This window comes from Bryobacter aggregatus MPL3 (assembly GCF_000702445.1).
Classification (GTDB): domain Bacteria; phylum Acidobacteriota; class Terriglobia; order Bryobacterales; family Bryobacteraceae; genus Bryobacter; species Bryobacter aggregatus.
The window spans coordinates 1,518,393-1,535,951 of sequence record NZ_JNIF01000003.1 but is presented as its reverse complement, the minus strand read 5'-3'; the positions used below and the strand labels follow the sequence as shown (position 1 = coordinate 1,535,951).

General features: G+C 57.7%; 19 protein-coding genes. 12 read left to right on the top strand and 7 right to left on the bottom strand.

Annotated features, from left to right (window positions below; translation table 11 throughout):
- Window positions 1–63: 63 nt before the first annotated feature.
- The 5 genes from M017_RS0107410 to M017_RS0107390 form a co-directional block, all read right to left on the bottom strand.
- Window positions 64–1,083: an ABC transporter substrate-binding protein gene (locus M017_RS0107410; RefSeq protein ID WP_031496993.1), complete on the bottom strand. Its 1,020-nt coding sequence runs from the start codon at window positions 1,081–1,083 to the stop codon at window positions 64–66.
- Window positions 1,080–1,844: an ABC transporter permease gene (locus tag M017_RS0107405; protein ID WP_031496991.1), complete on the bottom strand. Its 765-nt coding sequence runs from the start codon at window positions 1,842–1,844 to the stop codon at window positions 1,080–1,082. The genes M017_RS0107410 and M017_RS0107405 overlap by 4 nt, the downstream gene beginning before the upstream one ends.
- On the bottom strand, window positions 1,841–2,665 hold the full coding sequence (locus M017_RS0107400; protein WP_035957715.1) for an ABC transporter permease: 825 nt from the start codon (window positions 2,663–2,665) through the stop codon (window positions 1,841–1,843). Before M017_RS0107400 ends, M017_RS0107405 begins: the two co-directional genes overlap by 4 nt.
- 1 nt (window position 2,666) lies before the next feature.
- Window positions 2,667–3,626 carry an ABC transporter ATP-binding protein gene (locus M017_RS0107395; protein ID WP_035957711.1) on the bottom strand — a complete coding sequence of 320 codons (960 nt, stop codon included), beginning with the start codon at window positions 3,624–3,626 and terminating at the stop codon, window positions 2,667–2,669.
- Between the two features lie 72 nt (window positions 3,627–3,698).
- The gene (locus tag M017_RS0107390; protein ID WP_031496987.1) at window positions 3,699–4,307 is read right to left on the bottom strand and encodes a superoxide dismutase; all 609 of its coding nucleotides are present in this window, start codon (window positions 4,305–4,307) and stop codon (window positions 3,699–3,701) included.
- 48 nt (window positions 4,308–4,355) lie between these two features.
- On the opposite strand from M017_RS0107390, the gene M017_RS0107385 reads away from it, so the two are divergent.
- From M017_RS0107385 to M017_RS0107345, 9 genes are all read left to right on the top strand, one after another.
- Window positions 4,356–5,132 carry an enoyl-ACP reductase FabI gene (locus M017_RS0107385; protein WP_031496985.1) on the top strand — a complete coding sequence of 259 codons (777 nt, stop codon included), beginning with the start codon at window positions 4,356–4,358 and terminating at the stop codon, window positions 5,130–5,132.
- 74 nt (window positions 5,133–5,206) lie between these two features.
- Complete coding sequence (locus tag M017_RS0107380; protein ID WP_080507556.1) at window positions 5,207–6,490, top strand: Fic family protein; 1,284 nt, start codon at window positions 5,207–5,209, stop codon at window positions 6,488–6,490.
- A gap of 33 nt (window positions 6,491–6,523) precedes the next feature.
- Window positions 6,524–7,504, top strand: a complete 981-nt coding sequence (locus M017_RS0107375; RefSeq protein WP_051669594.1) for an ABC transporter ATP-binding protein — start codon at window positions 6,524–6,526, stop codon at window positions 7,502–7,504.
- Window positions 7,501–8,268, top strand: a complete 768-nt coding sequence (locus M017_RS0107370) for an ABC transporter permease (RefSeq protein WP_031496981.1) — start codon at window positions 7,501–7,503, stop codon at window positions 8,266–8,268. Before M017_RS0107375 ends, M017_RS0107370 begins: the two co-directional genes overlap by 4 nt.
- An 8-nt stretch (window positions 8,269–8,276) precedes the next feature.
- The gene (locus tag M017_RS0107365; protein ID WP_031496980.1) at window positions 8,277–9,629 is read left to right on the top strand and encodes a GldG family protein; all 1,353 of its coding nucleotides are present in this window, start codon (window positions 8,277–8,279) and stop codon (window positions 9,627–9,629) included.
- 15 nt (window positions 9,630–9,644) lie between these two features.
- Window positions 9,645–10,979, top strand: coding sequence for a DUF4340 domain-containing protein (locus M017_RS0107360; protein ID WP_031496978.1), 1,335 nt, complete (start codon window positions 9,645–9,647; stop codon window positions 10,977–10,979).
- Between the two features lie 6 nt (window positions 10,980–10,985).
- Window positions 10,986–12,272, top strand: coding sequence for a nicotinate phosphoribosyltransferase (locus M017_RS0107355; protein ID WP_051669591.1), 1,287 nt, complete (start codon window positions 10,986–10,988; stop codon window positions 12,270–12,272).
- Between the two features lie 54 nt (window positions 12,273–12,326).
- Window positions 12,327–13,709, top strand: coding sequence for a glycosyltransferase (locus tag M017_RS0107350; protein ID WP_031496975.1), 1,383 nt, complete (start codon window positions 12,327–12,329; stop codon window positions 13,707–13,709).
- A gap of 2 nt (window positions 13,710–13,711) precedes the next feature.
- Window positions 13,712–14,221: a cysteine hydrolase family protein gene (locus M017_RS0107345; RefSeq protein WP_031496974.1), complete on the top strand. Its 510-nt coding sequence runs from the start codon at window positions 13,712–13,714 to the stop codon at window positions 14,219–14,221.
- On the opposite strand, the gene rsfS is transcribed toward M017_RS0107345, so the two are convergent.
- The gene (rsfS, locus tag M017_RS0107340) at window positions 14,218–14,595 is read right to left on the bottom strand and encodes a ribosome silencing factor (protein WP_202901628.1); all 378 of its coding nucleotides are present in this window, start codon (window positions 14,593–14,595) and stop codon (window positions 14,218–14,220) included. The two genes, M017_RS0107345 and rsfS, sit on opposite strands and share 4 nt — an antisense overlap.
- 52 nt (window positions 14,596–14,647) lie before the next feature.
- Here rsfS and M017_RS0107335 point away from each other — a divergent pair, with 52 nt between their 5' ends.
- Together M017_RS0107335 and hpt are read left to right on the top strand one after the other, a co-directional pair.
- Window positions 14,648–15,508 (top strand): Atg14 domain-containing protein, encoded by an 861-nt coding sequence (locus M017_RS0107335; protein ID WP_238325836.1) that lies wholly within the window; start codon window positions 14,648–14,650, stop codon window positions 15,506–15,508.
- Window positions 15,509–15,527: 19 nt separating this feature from the next.
- Complete coding sequence (hpt, locus tag M017_RS0107330; RefSeq protein WP_051669590.1) at window positions 15,528–16,070, top strand: hypoxanthine phosphoribosyltransferase; 543 nt, start codon at window positions 15,528–15,530, stop codon at window positions 16,068–16,070.
- Here the strand turns inward: hpt and M017_RS0107325 are convergent, their stop codons facing one another.
- Window positions 16,071–16,301, bottom strand: a complete 231-nt coding sequence (locus tag M017_RS0107325) for a CDGSH iron-sulfur domain-containing protein (protein ID WP_031496968.1) — start codon at window positions 16,299–16,301, stop codon at window positions 16,071–16,073.
- Window positions 16,302–16,314: 13 nt separating this feature from the next.
- Here M017_RS0107325 and M017_RS27470 point away from each other — a divergent pair, with 13 nt between their 5' ends.
- On the top strand, window positions 16,315–17,553 hold the full coding sequence (locus M017_RS27470) for a hypothetical protein (RefSeq protein ID WP_155121292.1): 1,239 nt from the start codon (window positions 16,315–16,317) through the stop codon (window positions 17,551–17,553).
- The last annotated feature ends 6 nt before the right edge of the window (window positions 17,554–17,559 follow it).

Genomic DNA, 17,559 nt, shown 5'->3' with positions numbered 1-17,559 from the left:
TTTGGCTTTTTGACCTTCTTCCTACTCAATGAGATGCACAGTCACACTGTGAAGTTTCGACCTTTACATGGACTTGACTTCGGTCCAAAGGCGATCGCGCAGCCGCTGCGTTGGGGCGTTGCTGGTGCGAAACCACTCCCCGCGCGCCAGCACTTCGTCGCCCGGAAAGAGTGTCTTTAACGCACGGAATGAAGCAGGCAGATGATCGATTGCTGCCGCATTCGGAGTTGAGGCGCGGCTGGCTTGCGTGATCGCCGCGGCCACCTCCGGGCGACAGAGATAGTTCACAAATTCATGGGCCAGTTCCGCGCGCTGCGATTCCGCCAGAATCGCCACGCAATCGCAATAGAGTGAAAAGCCTTCTCTCGGATGGCAGAACTGAAGCTGGGGCGCGCCATCCATGGTGAGTTGCGCGCTTCCAGCCCAGAGCTGGCAGGCTTGCACATCGCCCGCCGCCACTTGGTCTCGAACTTCGGTGTTCAGATAAGCGCGCAGGATCTTCTTTTGTTCTCCTGCCAACTGTTGCGCTTGGCGAAGTTCCTCGGGCGAGTTGGTATTGATCGAATAGCCGAGGCGCTTCAGGCAGGCCCCAAAGACTTCCGAAGGCTCATCGAGCATGGTGATCTTGCCGCGATAGCGAGGCTCCCAGAGATCGCTCCACCCTGTGAGGTTCATTCCAGCCTGCGAGAGAATGCCACAGCAAGACCACAGATAAGGAATGGACCAATCGAGGTTCCTGTCCCATTCAGGGGACTGGAAGCGGGCTGCCAGATGCTTTAGGTTCGGCAACCGGGCCGGGTCGAGCCTGCGCAGCAAGCCCATCTCCCGCATGGGGTTCACCAGCCGGTTCTCCGGAAAGACCACATCCCATCCGGAGTTCCCGGAAATGGTCTTTGCCATGGTCTCTTCGCTGCCTTCGATCACCGGTGAGTAACGCACTTCGGCGCCAAACTCGCGCTCGAAATCAGCAATAGTCGTTTTGCCGATGTAGTCGGTGTAGTTCAGAACGTTCAGCCGCGGTTTGCGTCCTGCGCTGCATCCGGCCAGGCCCGGCAAGCCCAATAGAAAGATGCGCCGTCTCATGCCTTGTGCTCCAGCCGTTGTGAGATCACAATCAGTACCCCAAGCCCGAAGACGATGAGGGTTGAGATTGCATTCACCGCCGGATTCACCCCGCGCCGCGCCATGCCGTAGATGATCATTGGCAGCGTTTCTGAATCGACGCCCGCTACGAGACTGGTGATCACGTAGTCGTCCAGCGAGGTGGTAAAGGCCAGCAGCGCGGCGGCCACGATGCCGGGCCGCAACATTGGGAGGGTCACTTGCCAGAAGGCCTGCCAGGGCGTGGCGCCAAGGTCTTGTGCGGCCTCCTCATAGGAAGCATCGATGGTCCGCAAGCGCGCCAGCACTACCATCACGACATACACCAGGCAAAAGCTCACATGCGCGAGCACCACGGTGTGCATGCCCAGTTGCAGGTGCAGCACGCGGAAGACAATCTGAAAGAGTGCGAGCAGCGATACGCCAGTGACGATCTCTGGGGTGACCAGCGAAACATAGAGCGAAGTGCTAAGCCAGGGAGCGCTCCGCTTCCAAATGGCATGGGCGGCGAGCGTACCGATGGCCGTCGAAAGGAGCGTGGCGAAACTTGCAATGAGCAGACTGTTCCAGGCGCTTTCGAGCAGTGTGCGATCGCGGAGCGCGGCCTCATACCAGCGCAGCGAAAATCCTTCCCAGTGCGTAAACTTCGAGCGGTTGAAGCTGAAGACCCCTAGAATGACCAAGGGAAGATGCAGAAAGGCGTAGATCGCCACCGCATACAGAGTCAAGATGGGCGCCCTCACATCAACTCCTCACCTTTGCGGGTGACAAGCTTCATGCCGATCAGAACGATGCCCATCAGGATCAGTGACGCGGCCGCCCCAAAGGGCCAATCCCGTGCAGTGGTGAATTGGTTCTGCACCAGATTCCCAATGAGAATCGTGCTGCCGCCGCCGAGCAGATCGCTGGTCAGATAGGTGCCCAGCGCGGGGATGAAGACAAGGAAGGCGGCGGCGCGAAGCCCTGGAGCCGACACCGGAATCACCACCTCGCGCAGCGTCTCAAACGGTCTGGCGCCGAGATCGGCTGCCGCCTCTACCAGGCTGTAGTCAAGGCGTTCAAGGGTGGAATAGATCGGAAGCACGGCTAGCGGCAGGCTGCAATAGACCAGCCCCAGCAGCACCGCGCCATGGTTGTAGAGCAGAGGCAAGGGTTCGTTGATGATGCCCAGCGCCAGCAGCAGGGTGTTAAACAATCCGGTATCGCGCAACAGAAAAACCCAGGCGTAGGTGCGCACCAGGAAGCTGGTCCAGAAGGGCAGCATCACCAGTTGCAGATACAGTTCGCGCCGCGGGCCGCTTCTCGCAATGAACCACGCCAAAGGGAAGCCGAGGATCAGGCAAAGCACCGTGGTTTCTGTCGCAATCAGAAACGAGCGCAGCAGGATCTGGCCATAAAGAGGATCGAAGAAGCGCTGGTAGTTTTCGATTGTCCAGGGGGCTCCCTGCCCTCCGTAAGGGCCGCGCGTCATGAGGCTATAGACCAGGACAATGCCAAGCGGCACCAGGAACAGAAGTCCGGTGACCAGCGCCGCCGGCAGCAAAAAGAGGCGTCGCAGGTTCATGTTAGAAGCGCAACTCGTCGCTCGGGTCCCACCAGACATGCACTCGGTCGCCATGACGATAGGAGCCGCTAAAGCGCGACACCTCCGAAACAATCAATTCGCCGCCCGGCATCTCGGCTTCGACATGGATGCAATTGCCAAGGAAGGTGGCGTTACGCACCGTGGCTTTGTGACTCATGATTCCGTTCGCTGGGATCTCGGCGGCCATGCGGGTGGCTTCGGGCCGCACCCCGATGCCTTGGAACCAGTTCATCTCGCCGAGAAACTGCGCGACAAAAGCCGTCGCGGGCTTCAGATAGATCTCATGCGGGGTGCCGGTTTGTTCCACCCGGCCCTGATTCATCACGGTGATGCGATCGGCCAGCGTGAGGGCTTCTTCCTGGTCATGGGTCACCATCAAAAAGGTGATGCCAACGCGCTTCTGGAGTGCGCGAAGTTCGGCGCGCACCTGCTTGCGCAGATTCGGGTCGAGGGCGCTCAGTGGCTCATCGAGCAGCAATACAGCAGGAGCCAGGACCAGAGAGCGGGCGAGGGCGGCACGCTGCTTCTCGCCACCGGAAAGCTGGGCGGGATAGCGATCCTCTTTGCCCTGGAGCTTGACCATCTCCAGGACCTCGGCGACGCGTTGCCGCAGGTCTCCAGCGATGCCCTGCCGCTTCAGGCCAAATTCCACGTTCTCGCGGACGCGGAGATGGGGAAAGAGGGCGTAGTTCTGGAATACGGTCGAGACATTGCGGCGGTATGGAGGCAGCGGCGCCACATTGTGGCCTTCGAGAAAAATTTCTCCTGCCGTGGGAATCTCAAAGCCCGCAACCATCCGCAGCGTCGTTGTTTTGCCACATCCTGAAGGGCCGACCAGTGCGTGGAACTCCCCGGCTTGCAGGCTGAGACTGATGTCGTCAACCGCCCTATGGGAGGGGAAGATTTTCGAAACATTGCGGAGTGCCAGCACATCGCCCATTGCAATCGCATCCTAACGCAAAAAGGCCCGCAAGCTGCGGGCCTTTTCACCAATCGACTCAAATGGAAAATTCTATGCGTTGAAACGGGCTTCAGCCGCGTCCCAATCGATCACGTTCCACCAGGCTGCGATGTAGTCCGGACGGCGGTTCTGATACTTCAGATAGTAAGCGTGTTCCCAGACGTCCAGGCCGATCACGGGGAACTTGCCTTCCATCACAGGGTTGTCCTGGTTGGCGGAAGAACTGATCTCCACCTTGCCATCCGCAGTCTTGGTCAGCCAAGCCCAACCGGAACCAAAGCGCGTGGTGGCGGCAGCGGAAAACTTCTCCTTAAAGGCATCAAAGCTGCCGAAGCTCGCATCGATCGCAGCGGCCAGCTTGCCGCTGGGCGTGCCGCCCTTGCCCGGTCCGATGATGGTCCAGAACAGGGAGTGGTTGTAGTGGCCACCGCCATTGTTGCGGACTGCCGTCTTAATTCCTTCCGGCACGATCGCGAGGTGATTGGCGAGCAATTCCTCAATCGTCTTGCCTGCCAGTTCCGGCGCGGACTCGAGCGCCTTGTTCAGGTTGGTCACATAGGCGTTGTGGTGTTTGCCATGATGGATTTCCATCGTGGCTTGATCGATGTGTGGCTCGAGTGCGTTGGTCGCGTATGGGAGGGCGGGGAGTGAGAATGACATGATCTTCAGATTGTTTCCTTCACTAGTTTAGATGACACAATAGACCGTATGGCTACTCTTCTGGCCGGTAAAACGGCAATTATCCTCGGCGTCGCGAACAAATGGAGTATTGCCTACGCAATTGCCGAATCGTATCGGCGCGAAGGCGCCCGTGTCATTCTCACCTATCAGGGAGAACGGCAGAAAGGCACAGTCGAAGATCTGGCGAAAGATTTGGGGGCAGACCGGGTTCTCAATTGTGACGTGACCAAGCCCGAAGAACTGGCGGCGCTGGTGGAGGCTCTCTCGAATGAGAAGCTCGACATTGTCGTTCACTCGATCGCGTTTGCGAACCGCGAAGACCTCAGCCGTCCCTTCATCGAGACCTCGCGCGATGGCTTCCTCCTGGCTCACGAAGTGAGCGCCTATTCGCTGATCAGTGTTTCGAATGCGCTGGCTCCGTTGATGGCGCATGGCGGGTCGATTCTGACACTTACCTATCTGGGAGCCGTCCGGGTCATCCCGAACTACAACGTCATGGGTGTCGCCAAGGCCGCGCTCGAGGCAAGCGTTCGTTATTTGGCCTCCGACCTTGGCGCGAAGAACATCCGCGTCAACGCGATCTCTGCCGGCCCGATCAAAACCGCCAGCGCTCGCGGCATCAAGGACTTTTCAAAAGTTCTCGATGGCGTGGCTGCCGTCGCTCCGCTCCAGCGCAATACGGACCCGGCCGAAGTCGGCGATACCGCTGTCTTCCTCGGGAGCGATCTCGGACGTGGCGTCACGGGCAACGTGATCTATGTCGATGCCGGCTTCCAGATCATGGGGCTGCAAGCACCCGAATAAAAGCGGCATGTAATGCGGCACAGATCGCCTCTATTCAATATCAACTAGTTGATTTATCATGAAGGAGAGGCTCTATGTCAGCGGCGAAAAAAGCGGCATACAAACCGGCGCCCCACACAAGGTTGACCCCTCCTGGTCCCCTTTCAGGGGACGGCATCACACCCGTCCTCCCGCGAGAGGGGATCGAGTCCTTAGAAAACCGCGCCTTCGATCTCATCCGTGAGGCTAGTGCCTTTGCCGGGCAAGTGCCTGCCGGGAACCAATTGCTTGTGGGCAGTTTGGTGCGTTCGATGAACTGCTACTACTCAAATCTCATCGAAGGGCACCATACCCATCCGCTGGATATTGATGCCGCGTTGCAGAAAACCTACCAGGAAAATGGGGAGACACAGAATCTGCAGCTCGAAGCGGCAGCGCATATCCGGGTGCAGACTCTGATCGACGAGGGGCGTGCGCCCGCTGTGGCTCCAGCCAGCGAAGTGTATGTCCGCTGGTTGCATCGGGAGTTTTACAGTACGATGCCGGCTGCGCTTCTCTTTGTCGAAAACCCGGATACGGGGGAACACAAGCCTTTGATTCCGGGAGAATTCCGCGACGGCGGTGTTGCCGTTGGGGAACACATTCCTCCAGCCGCTGAAGAGCTTCCTGCCTACATGCGTCGCTTCACAGAAGCCTATGGCAACCTGTCGAATCTTCGTCAGATCATTGCCCTTGGCGCCGCTCATCATCGTTTCACTTGGATCCATCCGTTCTATGACGGCAACGGCCGTGTCGTTCGCTTGATGTCGCATGCCATGCTGCTCGGCACCGGCATCGGAAACAGCATGTGGAGCATCTCTCGCGGCTTGGCCCGCACGGTGGAGCGCTATAAAACGCTGCTTGCAAACGCCGACGCTCCCCGCTACAACGCCTATGATGGGCGGGGCGCGCTGAGCGAAAAGACATTAATCACCTTTTGCGAATACTTTCTGGAGACCTGCATCGATCAGGTCCGTTTTATGTCGCAGTTGCTGGATACAAAAGATTTTCTCTCTCGCATTGCCGTTTGGTGCGCGGGAGAGATTGCGGCGAAGCGTCTGGAGCGGGGTAGTTTTGAAGTGCTGCGAGAGGTCTGGCTGACCGGCACCATCCTACGGGCTGCCGTGCCGGGAATCGCCAATGTCAAAGAACGGCAGGCGCGTGAAATCGTCTCACGTTTACTCGCCCGAGGCGTCTTATTGACTGAAACAACAAAGACGCCCCTACGTCTTCACTGCACAATCGATACGCTCGAAGCGTGGTTCCCAGGGCTCTATCCGCCCTTCTCGCGGATGCCAGAAACTGGAGCGGCGGCGGGCGCTTTGCTAGGTATGATGTAAGTTCACCTCAAACGATAGAAGGCACATATCCATATGATCCAGGTCGAAGGACTGACGAAGCGTTATGCGCGCAACGTCGCGGTCGATCACGTCTCATTCTCTGTGGAGAGAGGGCAAATCGTCGGGTTTCTCGGGCCAAATGGGGCCGGGAAAACGACGACGATGCGCATGCTCACCTGCTTCATGCCTCCCAGCGAAGGCACAGCGACAGTAGCCGGTTTTGATATTGTCAAGCAGCCGCTCGAAGTCAAAAAGCGCATTGGTTACCTGCCGGAAACCCCTCCTGTCTATCCAGAAATGGAAGTGGGCGAGTATCTGCAATTTGTCGCTCGCATCAAGGGCATTCCTGAGAAGGAAGTGCTGAAACGAAGCCAGGAAGCGGCGGCGCGCTGTTCTGTCAAAGACGTTTGGAGCAAGCTGATCGGAAAGCTCTCGAAGGGCTATCGCCAACGTGTCGGCTTGGCGCAGGCGATCATCCACAATCCCGATGTGCTGATTCTCGACGAGCCGACGAGCGGCTTTGATCCTAAGCAGATCCTCGAGACCCGTGATCTCATCAAGAGTCTCGCCGGAGAACACACCATCGTTCTTAGCACCCACATTCTGCAGGAAGTGGAAGCGATGTGCGAAAGCCTGGTGATCATCAACAAGGGCAAGATCGCGAAGTCCGGTAGCGTCGAAGAGTTAACCCGCCGCAACGGAGCGCTTCTCGAAGTGACGGTTCCGGCAGGTGCAGCCGATTCCGCTTTGCTCACTGCTCCCTTCGCCCATCTGGCCGGTGTGAGCGGCGCTCAGGCCAGCCCACTCGAGCAAGGCCTTTGGCGGATTGAGGTCGATACGGCAAACGATGCCGATATCCGGCCCCAACTTGCGCAGATTGCGCTGTCCCAGGGCTGGAATCTCTATCGTCTCGATTCCACCTCCGTCAACCTGCACGAACTCTTCTTATCCCTGACAAGCCCGGTGGCTGCCTCTGCTCTGACAGTCTCCGCTCCGGAGGTCACCGAGCAATGAGAAACGTGATTACGATCGCGCGAAAAGAACTGAACACTTATTTTCAGTCGCCGATTGCCTATATCCTGCTGGCTGCTTTTGCCGCGATGTTTGGCTATTTCTTCTGGTCGCTGGTCTACTTTTTTGTCCGCGCCAGCATGCAGTCGCAGATGAGCGGCCGTCCGATGGCGCTCAACTTGAACGAACTGGTGATCCGCAATCTTCTGGGCAACTGTGGTGTCTTGTGCCTGTTCATGATTCCGATGCTCAGCATGCGGCTTTTCGCGGAAGAGAAGAATCGCGGCACGATTGAATTGCTGCTCACCTCACCGCTCAAAGACTGGGAAATTCTTCTGGGCAAGTGGATTGGCGCCGTGGGCATGTATGCGAGCCTGCTGCTGTTCTCCGGCATCAATCTGATCTTTCTGTTCGCCTACGGCAAGCCGGATTGGAAGCCGCTGCTGGTGGGATATGCCGGTCTGCTGTTGCAGGCTGCCGCGATGCTTGCCATCGGCATGTTCATCTCGTCGGTGACTTCCAATCAGATTGTCGCCGCCGTCACCACCTTCTTCCTGTTGCTGCTGCTCTGGGTTTTTGAATGGATGGCGAATATGGACCAGAACCGCCTCACCGAGGTGCTGACCTACATCTCGCTGCTACGGCACAACGAATCGTTCATCAAGGGTGTTTTGGATCTCAAAGACACGCTGTACTACATCAGCGTCAGCTTCCTGGGGCTCTTCCTCACAGCTCGCTCGCTTGAGTCCACACGGTATAGAGGATAGGTGCGCACATGAACCAACGACAACGCCAATACAGCATCTACTCGACTTTCTACGTCTTTGTCATCATCGCCGTTCTTGGGGTAGCCAACTATCTCGCCAACAAGAACAACAAGACCTATGACACGACGGCCAACAAGCGATACAGCCTCTCGGACCAGACGGTGAAAATCGTCAAGGGCCTGAAGGATGACGTCAACATCACCTACTGGGACAACTCCGAAGGCTTCGGCGCCGCGCGCGACATCCTCAACCAGTACACTGCTCTTTCCTCGAAGCTGAAGGTGGAGTACGCCGATGCAGTCAAGAAACCGGCTCTGGCCCGGGCCGCCGGGGTGACGAACTTCGGCACGATTGTGATCGAGTCCGGCAAGCGCCGTGAAGAGGCCAAGGGGCTGACCGAAGAGCAGATCACCAGCGCACTCGTGCGCGTGTTGAAGGGAACCGATCGCACCGTCTGCTTTGCGCAGGGTGGCGGCGAAAAGGATCTCGATAAGTCCACTCGCGATGGCTTTAGCGCCGTTAAGGATCTGGTCGAGCACGACAACTATAAGATCGCCAAGCTGAATCTGCTGGAGAGCTCCGACATCCCCGCCGCATGTACTTTGGTGGTGATTCCCGGACCACGCTTTGATTACCCCACAGCCTCGGTGGACAGCTTGAAGAAGTACGTCGAAGGCGGCGGCAAGGCCTTGTTCATGCTGGATCCGCCCTTCAATGTCGAGAAACTGCGGGTCAATGAGAACAAGGCGCTGGTTGATGCTCTCGCCTCCTGGGGCGTGACGCTGAACAAGGATCTGGTGGTCGATCTCAGCCGTGTCGGCCAGATGATGGGCGGCGCGGTGCTGGCCAAGGATTTTGACACCCATGCAGTGGTGAGCGGCATGGCCGGCAAGCCGGTCGTGATGTCCTTCCCACGTTCGATGGAAGGCAAATCGACGGACAAGACAACGGTTGAAAAGCTCTTCTCGTCGATGTCGTCGAGCTTCGCGCTGACGGATCTCTCAAAGGCCGAACTCGAACCGAACCCGGCCAAGGACAAGCGCGGCCCCTTCACCATGAGCGTGGCCGGTACTTATAAGACAGGCCAGGCAAACAAAGATGGCCGCTTTGTGGTGGTGGGCAACTCGAGCTTTGTCGACAACGGCAATGTGCAGCTCTACGGCAACAGCGACCTCTTCCTGAACATGCTCGCCTGGCTCAGTGCCGACGAGGACCTGATTTCGATCCGGCCCAAGGATCCGGAAGATCGCCGCATCCAGCTCGAACAGGGCCAGATGAATACGATCATCGTGGTCTCGCAGTTTGTTCTGCCGCTCATCGCTCTCGGTGCCGCGGTTTACATCTGGCGCAAGCGCCGCTAAGGGGAATCGCAATACATGCAGTCTCGTGGATTACTGATTGGCGTTTCCGTACTGGCCGTGCTTTGCGGCTGGCTTTGGTGGAGCGATAAGAAGGCAGACGAAGCGGCGAAGAATCCGGCAAAGGATGCCAAGACGGTTCGCCTGACTGACCTGAAGACAGCCGACCTCGTCGAGATTACGGTGCAGCATGCCGGGGCGCCGGCGGTACAGCTCCGCAAGAACGGGGCTCTTTGGGCTCTGTCCTCAGAGCCCAAATTTGCGATCGAGAACGATGCCGCCGTCACTCTGGCCACCAACGCCGCCAGCATCTCGAGCGACAAGGTGGTGGACGATAACGCGAACGATCTCCTGCAGTACGGTCTGGACCCCGGCCAGATTTCGCTGGAGATCAAAGATAAGAGCGGCAAGACGGAGAAGCTGCTCTTCGGCGACGAGACCCCGGTGGGCAACCTGTACTATGTGCGCAAGCCGGGCGAGAAGAAGGTGTTCACGGTTCCAAACTACATCAAGCAAGGCATCGACAAATCGGCAACCGACCTGCGCGATAAGCGGCTGCTGCTGCTCGATGATGCCAATGTGAGCCGTCTCGAAGTGATTCGCAAGGGCGAGACGCTCGCCTTTGATCGGGACAAGAAAGGCACTTGGCAGCTCTCGAAACCACAGTCCTACCGTACCGACACCGTGGTGGTCGATGGGCTGTATAACAAGCTCCGGGAGGCGAAGCTCGACCCTGCCAGCACGGCAGAGCAGCAGAAGACTTTTGCGGCTCAGTTTGCGGCCGGATCGCCGGTAGCCACCCTCCAGGCCGTCGATGGCGCCGGCACGCAAAAGATGGAAGTGCGCAAGAGCAAAGAGAATCTCTTCCTCGCCAAATCCAGCGCCGTGCCCGGTGTTTACAAGATCTCCGAGGAACTGGGCGCCGCTCTCGACAAGACTCTCGAGGACTTCCGCTCCAAGAAGCTTCTCGACTTCGGCTTTGAAGACCCCACCCGCATCCAGATTGTTTCCAGTGGCAAGACCACGCTACTGGAGCACAAGGGCGAAGACTGGTTGCTGAATGGCAAGAAGGCGGAAGCCTCCACCGTGCATCCCGTCCTCGAGGCGCTGCGTGGCTTCTCTGCGATGAAGTTCGTCAAGGCCGGCTTGTTCACAACGCCAGTATTTGAAGTGAGCATCACGCAAAGCGACGCGAAGACTACCGAGAAGCTTCTGGTGTCGAAGGCGGGCAATTTCCACTATGCGAAACGCGAAGGCGATAGTGCGGAGTATGAGATCGATCCCAAGACGCTCAGCGACCTTGAAGATGCGGTGAAAAACGTCAAAGAGCCCGGCGCGGTTCCAAAGAAATAGACGCTCTTGCGCGCTCTTTACACAGATCTCTATCAGCTCACGATGGCCGCCGGGTATTGGATGGCGGGCAAGCAATCGGAGTTGGCGACCTTCGAGCTCTTTGTCCGCCGCTTGCCTCCGAATCGCGACTACCTTGTCGTTTGTGGTCTCGAGCAGGCGATCGAGTATCTGACGCAACTACGCTTTGAGGAGCGCGAGATCGCTTATCTGCGGAGCCTGCCGCAGTTGTCGCGGGCTCCTGAGGGCTTCTGGGATTACCTGCGCGCGTTCCGCTTCCGGGGCGACCTCTTTGCCGTTCCCGAAGGCACGGTGATGTTTCCTGGCGAGCCCCTGCTGACCGTGCGTGCCCCGCTGATCGAGGCCCAGATTCCAGAAACCTATCTGCTCAGTACGATCGGCTTCCAGACCGTCATCGCGAGCAAGGCGGCTCGCATTCTGGCGAGTGCGGCCGGACGGGATGTGGTGGAGTTTGGTTGCCGGCGCGCCCATGCTCCTGAGGCGGGATGTCTGGCCGGGCGGGCTTCTTTCCTTGCTGGTTGCGCGGGCACAAGCAATCTCGAAGCTGGAATGCGCTTTGCGGTTCCGGTCTTTGGCACTGCCGCGCATAGCTGGATTCTCAGCTTTGGCGATGAGAAGCGTTCCTTTCAGAAGTTGCAGGAACTGCTGGGGGAACGCACCGTACAACTGATCGATACCTATGACACGCTCGAGGGAGCTCGTAACGCGGTTTCCGTTGGACGGCCGCTCTATGCGGTGCGTCTCGATAGTGGCGATCTGTTGAGTCTCTCGCAGGATGTCCGTCAGATTCTCGATGCCGCTGGTTTCCACGAGACCAAGATCCTGGCAACCAATGATCTCGACGAGCACACGATCGCGGCACTCGTGCAGGCGGGCGCGCCCATCGACATCTTCGGCGTCGGCACCAGCCTTGCCACCAGTTTCGATGCTCCGGCTCTTTCGGCTGTTTATAAGCTGGTCGAGATTGAGGCGCAGGGCGAGGTCCGCTATGCGTCCAAGAACAGTACCGGCAAGCGAACGATCCCCGGTTGGAAGCAGGTCTTCCGGCTTGCGGACCGGGACGTGGTCGGGGTACACGACGAAGTTGTGCCAGGCGGACAAGCGCTCTTGCGGCAGGTGATTGCAAACGGAGAAGCGGTGGTGGATGAGAAGAACATTCGCCGCATCCAATCCTATGCACGGCAGCAGATTGCGCAGTTTGGACAGCCCGGCCGCATCGTCGAGCAGAGCGATTCTTTGGAGCGGCTCGATCGTTCCTGCCAATTCTTCCAATAAGAAGCTCTATTTTCGCGAGCGGCATGTTAGCTTTACTCGGAGGTACAGTAGCGTTTGATCCATCGCTTAAAGCGGTTCCCTATTATCAGAAGACTTTCTTATTTCCTGAAGATTCGCAGCTTTGAATCGCAGTTCAATCCTGTTCTGAATGCAGCCAAATGCGGGGCTCTGTTGATTCATGCGGCTGTGCTCCGGTCTGTTCGCCCCACTGCGTCGCTGCTGTCCCTTTGCCGGGCCCACCAGGTGCTGATGCGCTCGATTCCGTCGAAAGGCCTGCTCGGGGCCTGGAACCGTCAAATTGAGGCTAGTCTTCGCCGGGCCTGTGCTCCCGCTGGTTTGGTGGATCAGAGTGAAAAGATCGTGCGCGCGGTGCCTCAAATCGGCTCTGCCCGGCTGGTCAACTCGGCGATTGTGCTGAAGGCGCCACGAGATAGGAACGGGCTGCAGGTTGAGCGCGGAGTCCTGCTTCTCAAGAACACCAGTTGGTGCGAGACGTATCATCGCGCCGCCGACTTTCGCTCCCTGCTCCAGCACTATTCAGTAGTCGTGGAGCCGAGCTGGTCTGGTTATGCCGATCCGAAGCTCCTGGCCTTGACGCAATACAGAAGCGACAAAATTCTGGTGACTGCCTCCTATCAAGGGGATTTCCAGTTGATCCAGGCGTTGCAATCGAATCTGGTGCCGATCTGGATGGGGGCCAGCGACTGGGTGCATCCGGAGATCTTCCATCCCCTGCCCAATGTGGAGCGCGAGTTTGATGCCGTGCTGAACGCACGTTGGCATGTTGTGAAGCGGCATCACTTGCTCTTTGATGCCATGCGGAAGATGGCGGACCCGTCCTACAAACTCGCCATTGTCGCCCCGCATCACGATGACGAAGGCGATCGCGCCCTCCTGCTGGATATGATCCGGATTTATGGCTTGAGCCAGCAGATTACGATTTACGAGAACCTCGATGCGGCCGGCGTGAATGAGGTGCTGAACCGCTCGAAAGTAAATCTACTGCTATCGCGCCAGGAAGGGAGCAATCGAGCGATTTTCGAAGGATTCTTTGCGGGCGTACCGGGCCTGGCATTCGAGAATCATATTGGTCTGTCCAAGATGCATTTCCATCCGGATACAGGGCGCCTCATTGAGGAGTCGGATCTGTTGGAGAATCTTCTCTACTTCCGTTCGCACTGGAAGGACTTCAATCCAAGGCCCTGGGCACTCGCCAACATCGCGCCTGTCGTGACCACCGCAAAGCTGAACACCATTCTGAAGGAAATGGCGCTTGCGAGGGGAGAAGAGTGGAGCAGCGATATCGTACCGAAGTGCAATGTCCCGAATATCCGCTACTATCCTGTGCATGAATCAGGAGCGGCGCTTCCGACGGGGGAGGAGCTTCTGCAGCGCTTTCCTGCAACCCGTTCCCATGCGAGGCATCATAGTCAATAGGCTTGCCAACTCTCTATCTCGACATTGACACCCAATTGGATTTTGTTTTTCCCGCTGGAGCCTTATATGTACCGGGTGCAGAGTGGATCCTGCCTCAGGTAGAAAAGCTGAATCGGGAAGCCATCGAGCAGGGGCATTCCCTGCTCGCCACTGTGGATGCCCACACGGAGAATGATCCGGAATTCGTCTCCTGGCCTCCTCATTGCGTCCAAGGGAGCTTGGGGCAACGGAAGCCGGAGCGATTGACCGTTCCGGGCCTCCGGATTCTCGAGAAACAAAACGTGAATTGCTTCACGAATCCACAGATGGAAGAGTTTCTCCGGGAAAAGGGAATTACGCGGGCTGTTGTTTATGGCGTGGTCACAGAGATCTGCGTTCTGCATGCTGCTTATGGCTTGCTTGATCGAGGGATCGAGGTGACTTTGCGTACAGACGCGACGAAGGAACTCAACAGTGCCGCGCGCGATCAGTTTTTTCAGACGGTCAGAGCGCGCGGCGGTCAGATTCTTTAGCTGGTGGCGACAGGCTCTTCGGGCACGGCCACCGCAGGGGCGACGCCCCACAAACGTTCGAGGTCATAGTAGCCGCGGCTTTCTTCACTGAAGATATGAACGATAAAATCGCCAAAGTCCATCAGAATCCAGTTTGCGGAGCCATAACCTTCGACGCTGGTTGCTTTCAGGCCCAACTCGAGAAGTTGCTTGGCAATCTCGTCGCTGATCGCTTGATTCTGGCGAATGTTGCTGCCGGAACAAAGCAGGAAGTAATCCGTAAAGCTGGATATGTTCCGCAAGTCGAGAATTTTCAGATCGAGGGCTTTCTTCGATTCGGCGGCGCGACAGGCGGCAAGAATCTCAGGATGTACGATTTCCGGGGTGTTACTCAATGATGCTCCGTGATTTTGTGCTTCTGTGCGGAAGAATACTACACTAATGAAAGTGCGTCAAAGTCTTTTCTCGCGGCTGCTCGTGCTCTGTCTGGCGCTTCCAGCCCTGGCTAGCACTCCCGCCATCGAGAAGGCGAAACAGGATCTCGCCCGTCTCCGTGAGTTAGCCACAATAGGCGCCGTTTCCCGCGCCCGGCTGCTTCAAGCAGAAGACGCCCTGGGGGATGCCCAGGACGAAGATACACTGCACCGACTCCTCTATGGTAGCGTGGGCGTCGAGCAACTGAGTGAAGGGCAGACGCAAGAGCTGCTTGCCGCCGCCCAACGGCGTGTCGAGCGCGTGGCGAAAACATACGGCAATCTGACAGATCTGGTGCAGCAGGGCGTGATCCCGAAGAGCCACATCGAGGATCTGGAACTGCAGCTCAAAGACCGTCGCCTGGCTCTGCAACTGGCGGAGAATCGCGCACACATTTTCCAGGACCTGCTCAATATGGCAAAGGCGGAAGAACTCTTGCAGTCGGTGGAGCCGCAAGAGGAGAGCGCCAAACCTCTGGTGGAGAGCTTCACCGGAAGCGGTGTGTTCAAAGACGCTCATCTCAAGTACGTGGAATCGGCATTCCAGAAGCAGTTCCATCGGCCCCTGCCGATTACAGCGCAAGGACAGTCGAACCTGCACACCTCATTTGGCTTTGATCATTCGGGCCGGGTGGATGTCGGGGTGAATCCGGATGATGCCGAAGGAAAGTGGCTCCGCAGCCAGCTCCAGACTTTGCGGATTCCGTACATCGCACTCCGCGCGATGATCCCGGGCCAGAGTACGGGGCCGCACATTCATATCGGGCTTCCAAGCTTGCGCCTGAAAGTGCCAGACCTTTCGAGCGGCAACGGGGCTGGCGGCGGTCTACACTAGTAGCTCAGCCACTCAAGCCATGCCTGATATCGCCTCCACCTTCACTCCCCCCAAACTTCGCGTTCTAGTTCCTGCTGAAAAGATCAAAGAGCGGATCGAGGAACTGGGCAAGCAGATCAGCGCCGATTACCAAGGCCCGATCATCATGATTGGAATCCTCAAAGGCGCTTTTATCTTTATGTCCGATCTGGCGCGGGTCATTGAGAATCCCACCCGGATCGACTTCATGGGCATCTCCAGCTACGGGAATTCAAAGTCAACTTCCGGCGAGGTGAGACTCACCAAGGATCTGGACATGAGTGTCGAAGGGCTCGATGTTCTTGTGGTGGAAGATATCGTCGATAGCGGCGTGACGCTCACCTATCTGATCCACCTGTTGAGCCAACGGCGCCCGCGCTCGATCCGGATTGCGGCACTGCTCGACAAGCCGGACCGGCGCATGCGTCCGATCAAGGTGAACTATTGCGGGTTTGAAATTCCCGACGAGTTTGTGGTGGGTTTTGGTCTCGACTACGCCGAAGAACATCGCAATCTCAAGGACATTTGCGTCCTGGAGGGCTAGTTAGACTTTCGGCTTCGGTGCGGGGAGTGCAAAAGCCTGGCAGAGGCTCTCGAACCCTTGCTTGCCGTGCTGCCCATCGCAGAACGGCTTATTGCCGCTCAAGCCGCAACGGCAGAGGCCAATGGCCGCACGGCCGGCGAGATCATACTTCGCACCCTGGGCATCGACGATTTCAAAATCTCCTTCGATGCGAATCGGTCCATGATTAAAAATTGTGACTTTGGCTGACATACGCTGAAAAGAAATGATCGCACGGCTTGCGCTGTTCTGGACAACTTTCGCCTCGCTGCTTTGGGGCCAAGTGGATTCGCGGCAAGAAGACGTGATGCGGCTGGCCGGAATCCGCCGGGCCATTGCCTCGCATCTCGAGAACATGCCGAACTACACCTGCCTGCAAACGGTGGAGCGTTATCACCTCGCGCTGCATGCAAAAAAGGAAGAGTTAGTCGACATCCTCAGGCTTGAGGTCGCCTATCTTGCGGGCCGTGAAATGTACGCTTGGCCTGGGAGTTCGCGCTTTGAGGATCGGGAACTGCGCGAGATCATCTCCACGGGCGCCTTCTCCACCGGAGGCTTTGTGCTGCATGCGCGCGCCATTTTCCTCGGAGAAGAAGCAAGCTTTCAATACGCAGGCGAAGAGACGCTCGACGGCAAGCCCACATGGCGTTATGACTATGAGGTCCCCCAGCGCCGGAGTGGCTATCAGATTCGGAATCCGGTGAAATCGATTATGGCGGCGGTGGGATACCACGGGAGCATCTGGGCAGACCGCCGCACGAACGCTCTGGTGCGCATCTCGGTGCTGAGCCGCGAAATCCCCGAAGAAATCCAGATCAAAAGCGCAGCCGATCAACTCGACTATCAGCCGGTCCAAATTGGCGCGGTGGACGCGCTGCTCCCCCGTCAGGGGGTCATCAAGATCACGGACGAAAAAGGCGACAGCAGTATCAATCGCACACGCCTCAGCCGCTGCAAGCAGTACTCCGGCGAAAGCACGATTTCGTTTGAGGACATTCCAGACGGCAATGCGAGCGTGGCCAAGCCACAGCGCCTGGTGGAACTGCCCCCTCATCTCGAAATAGAACTGGCGCTTGACCAGGAACTCGATCATGCCAACAGTGCCGTCGGGGATTCAATCACCGCGACACTGCGCAACGACCTGCGGGTGAAGAAGACTTTGATTGCGCCCAAGGGGAGCATCGCGCGCGGACGCATTGTCCGCTTTGAGCATTCTCACGATACCTTTTCCACCTATCAGGTGGCTTTTTCGTTTGAGGAACTTGCGGGCGTGGATTGGCGCGCGCCCCTGTCGCTCAAGTTCGTCCGGCTCGCGGTGCCTTCGCTGCCCCCCTTCGATCTTTCCCGCCGTTCGAATCTGAACCGGATGGTGGCCTTGCCTCGCGTCACTGGGAATGAGTTCCTTGTCTTCTCAGAAAAGCTTCGCCTGCCGCGCGGCTTCGTTACGATATGGCAGACTCAGTAAAGTATT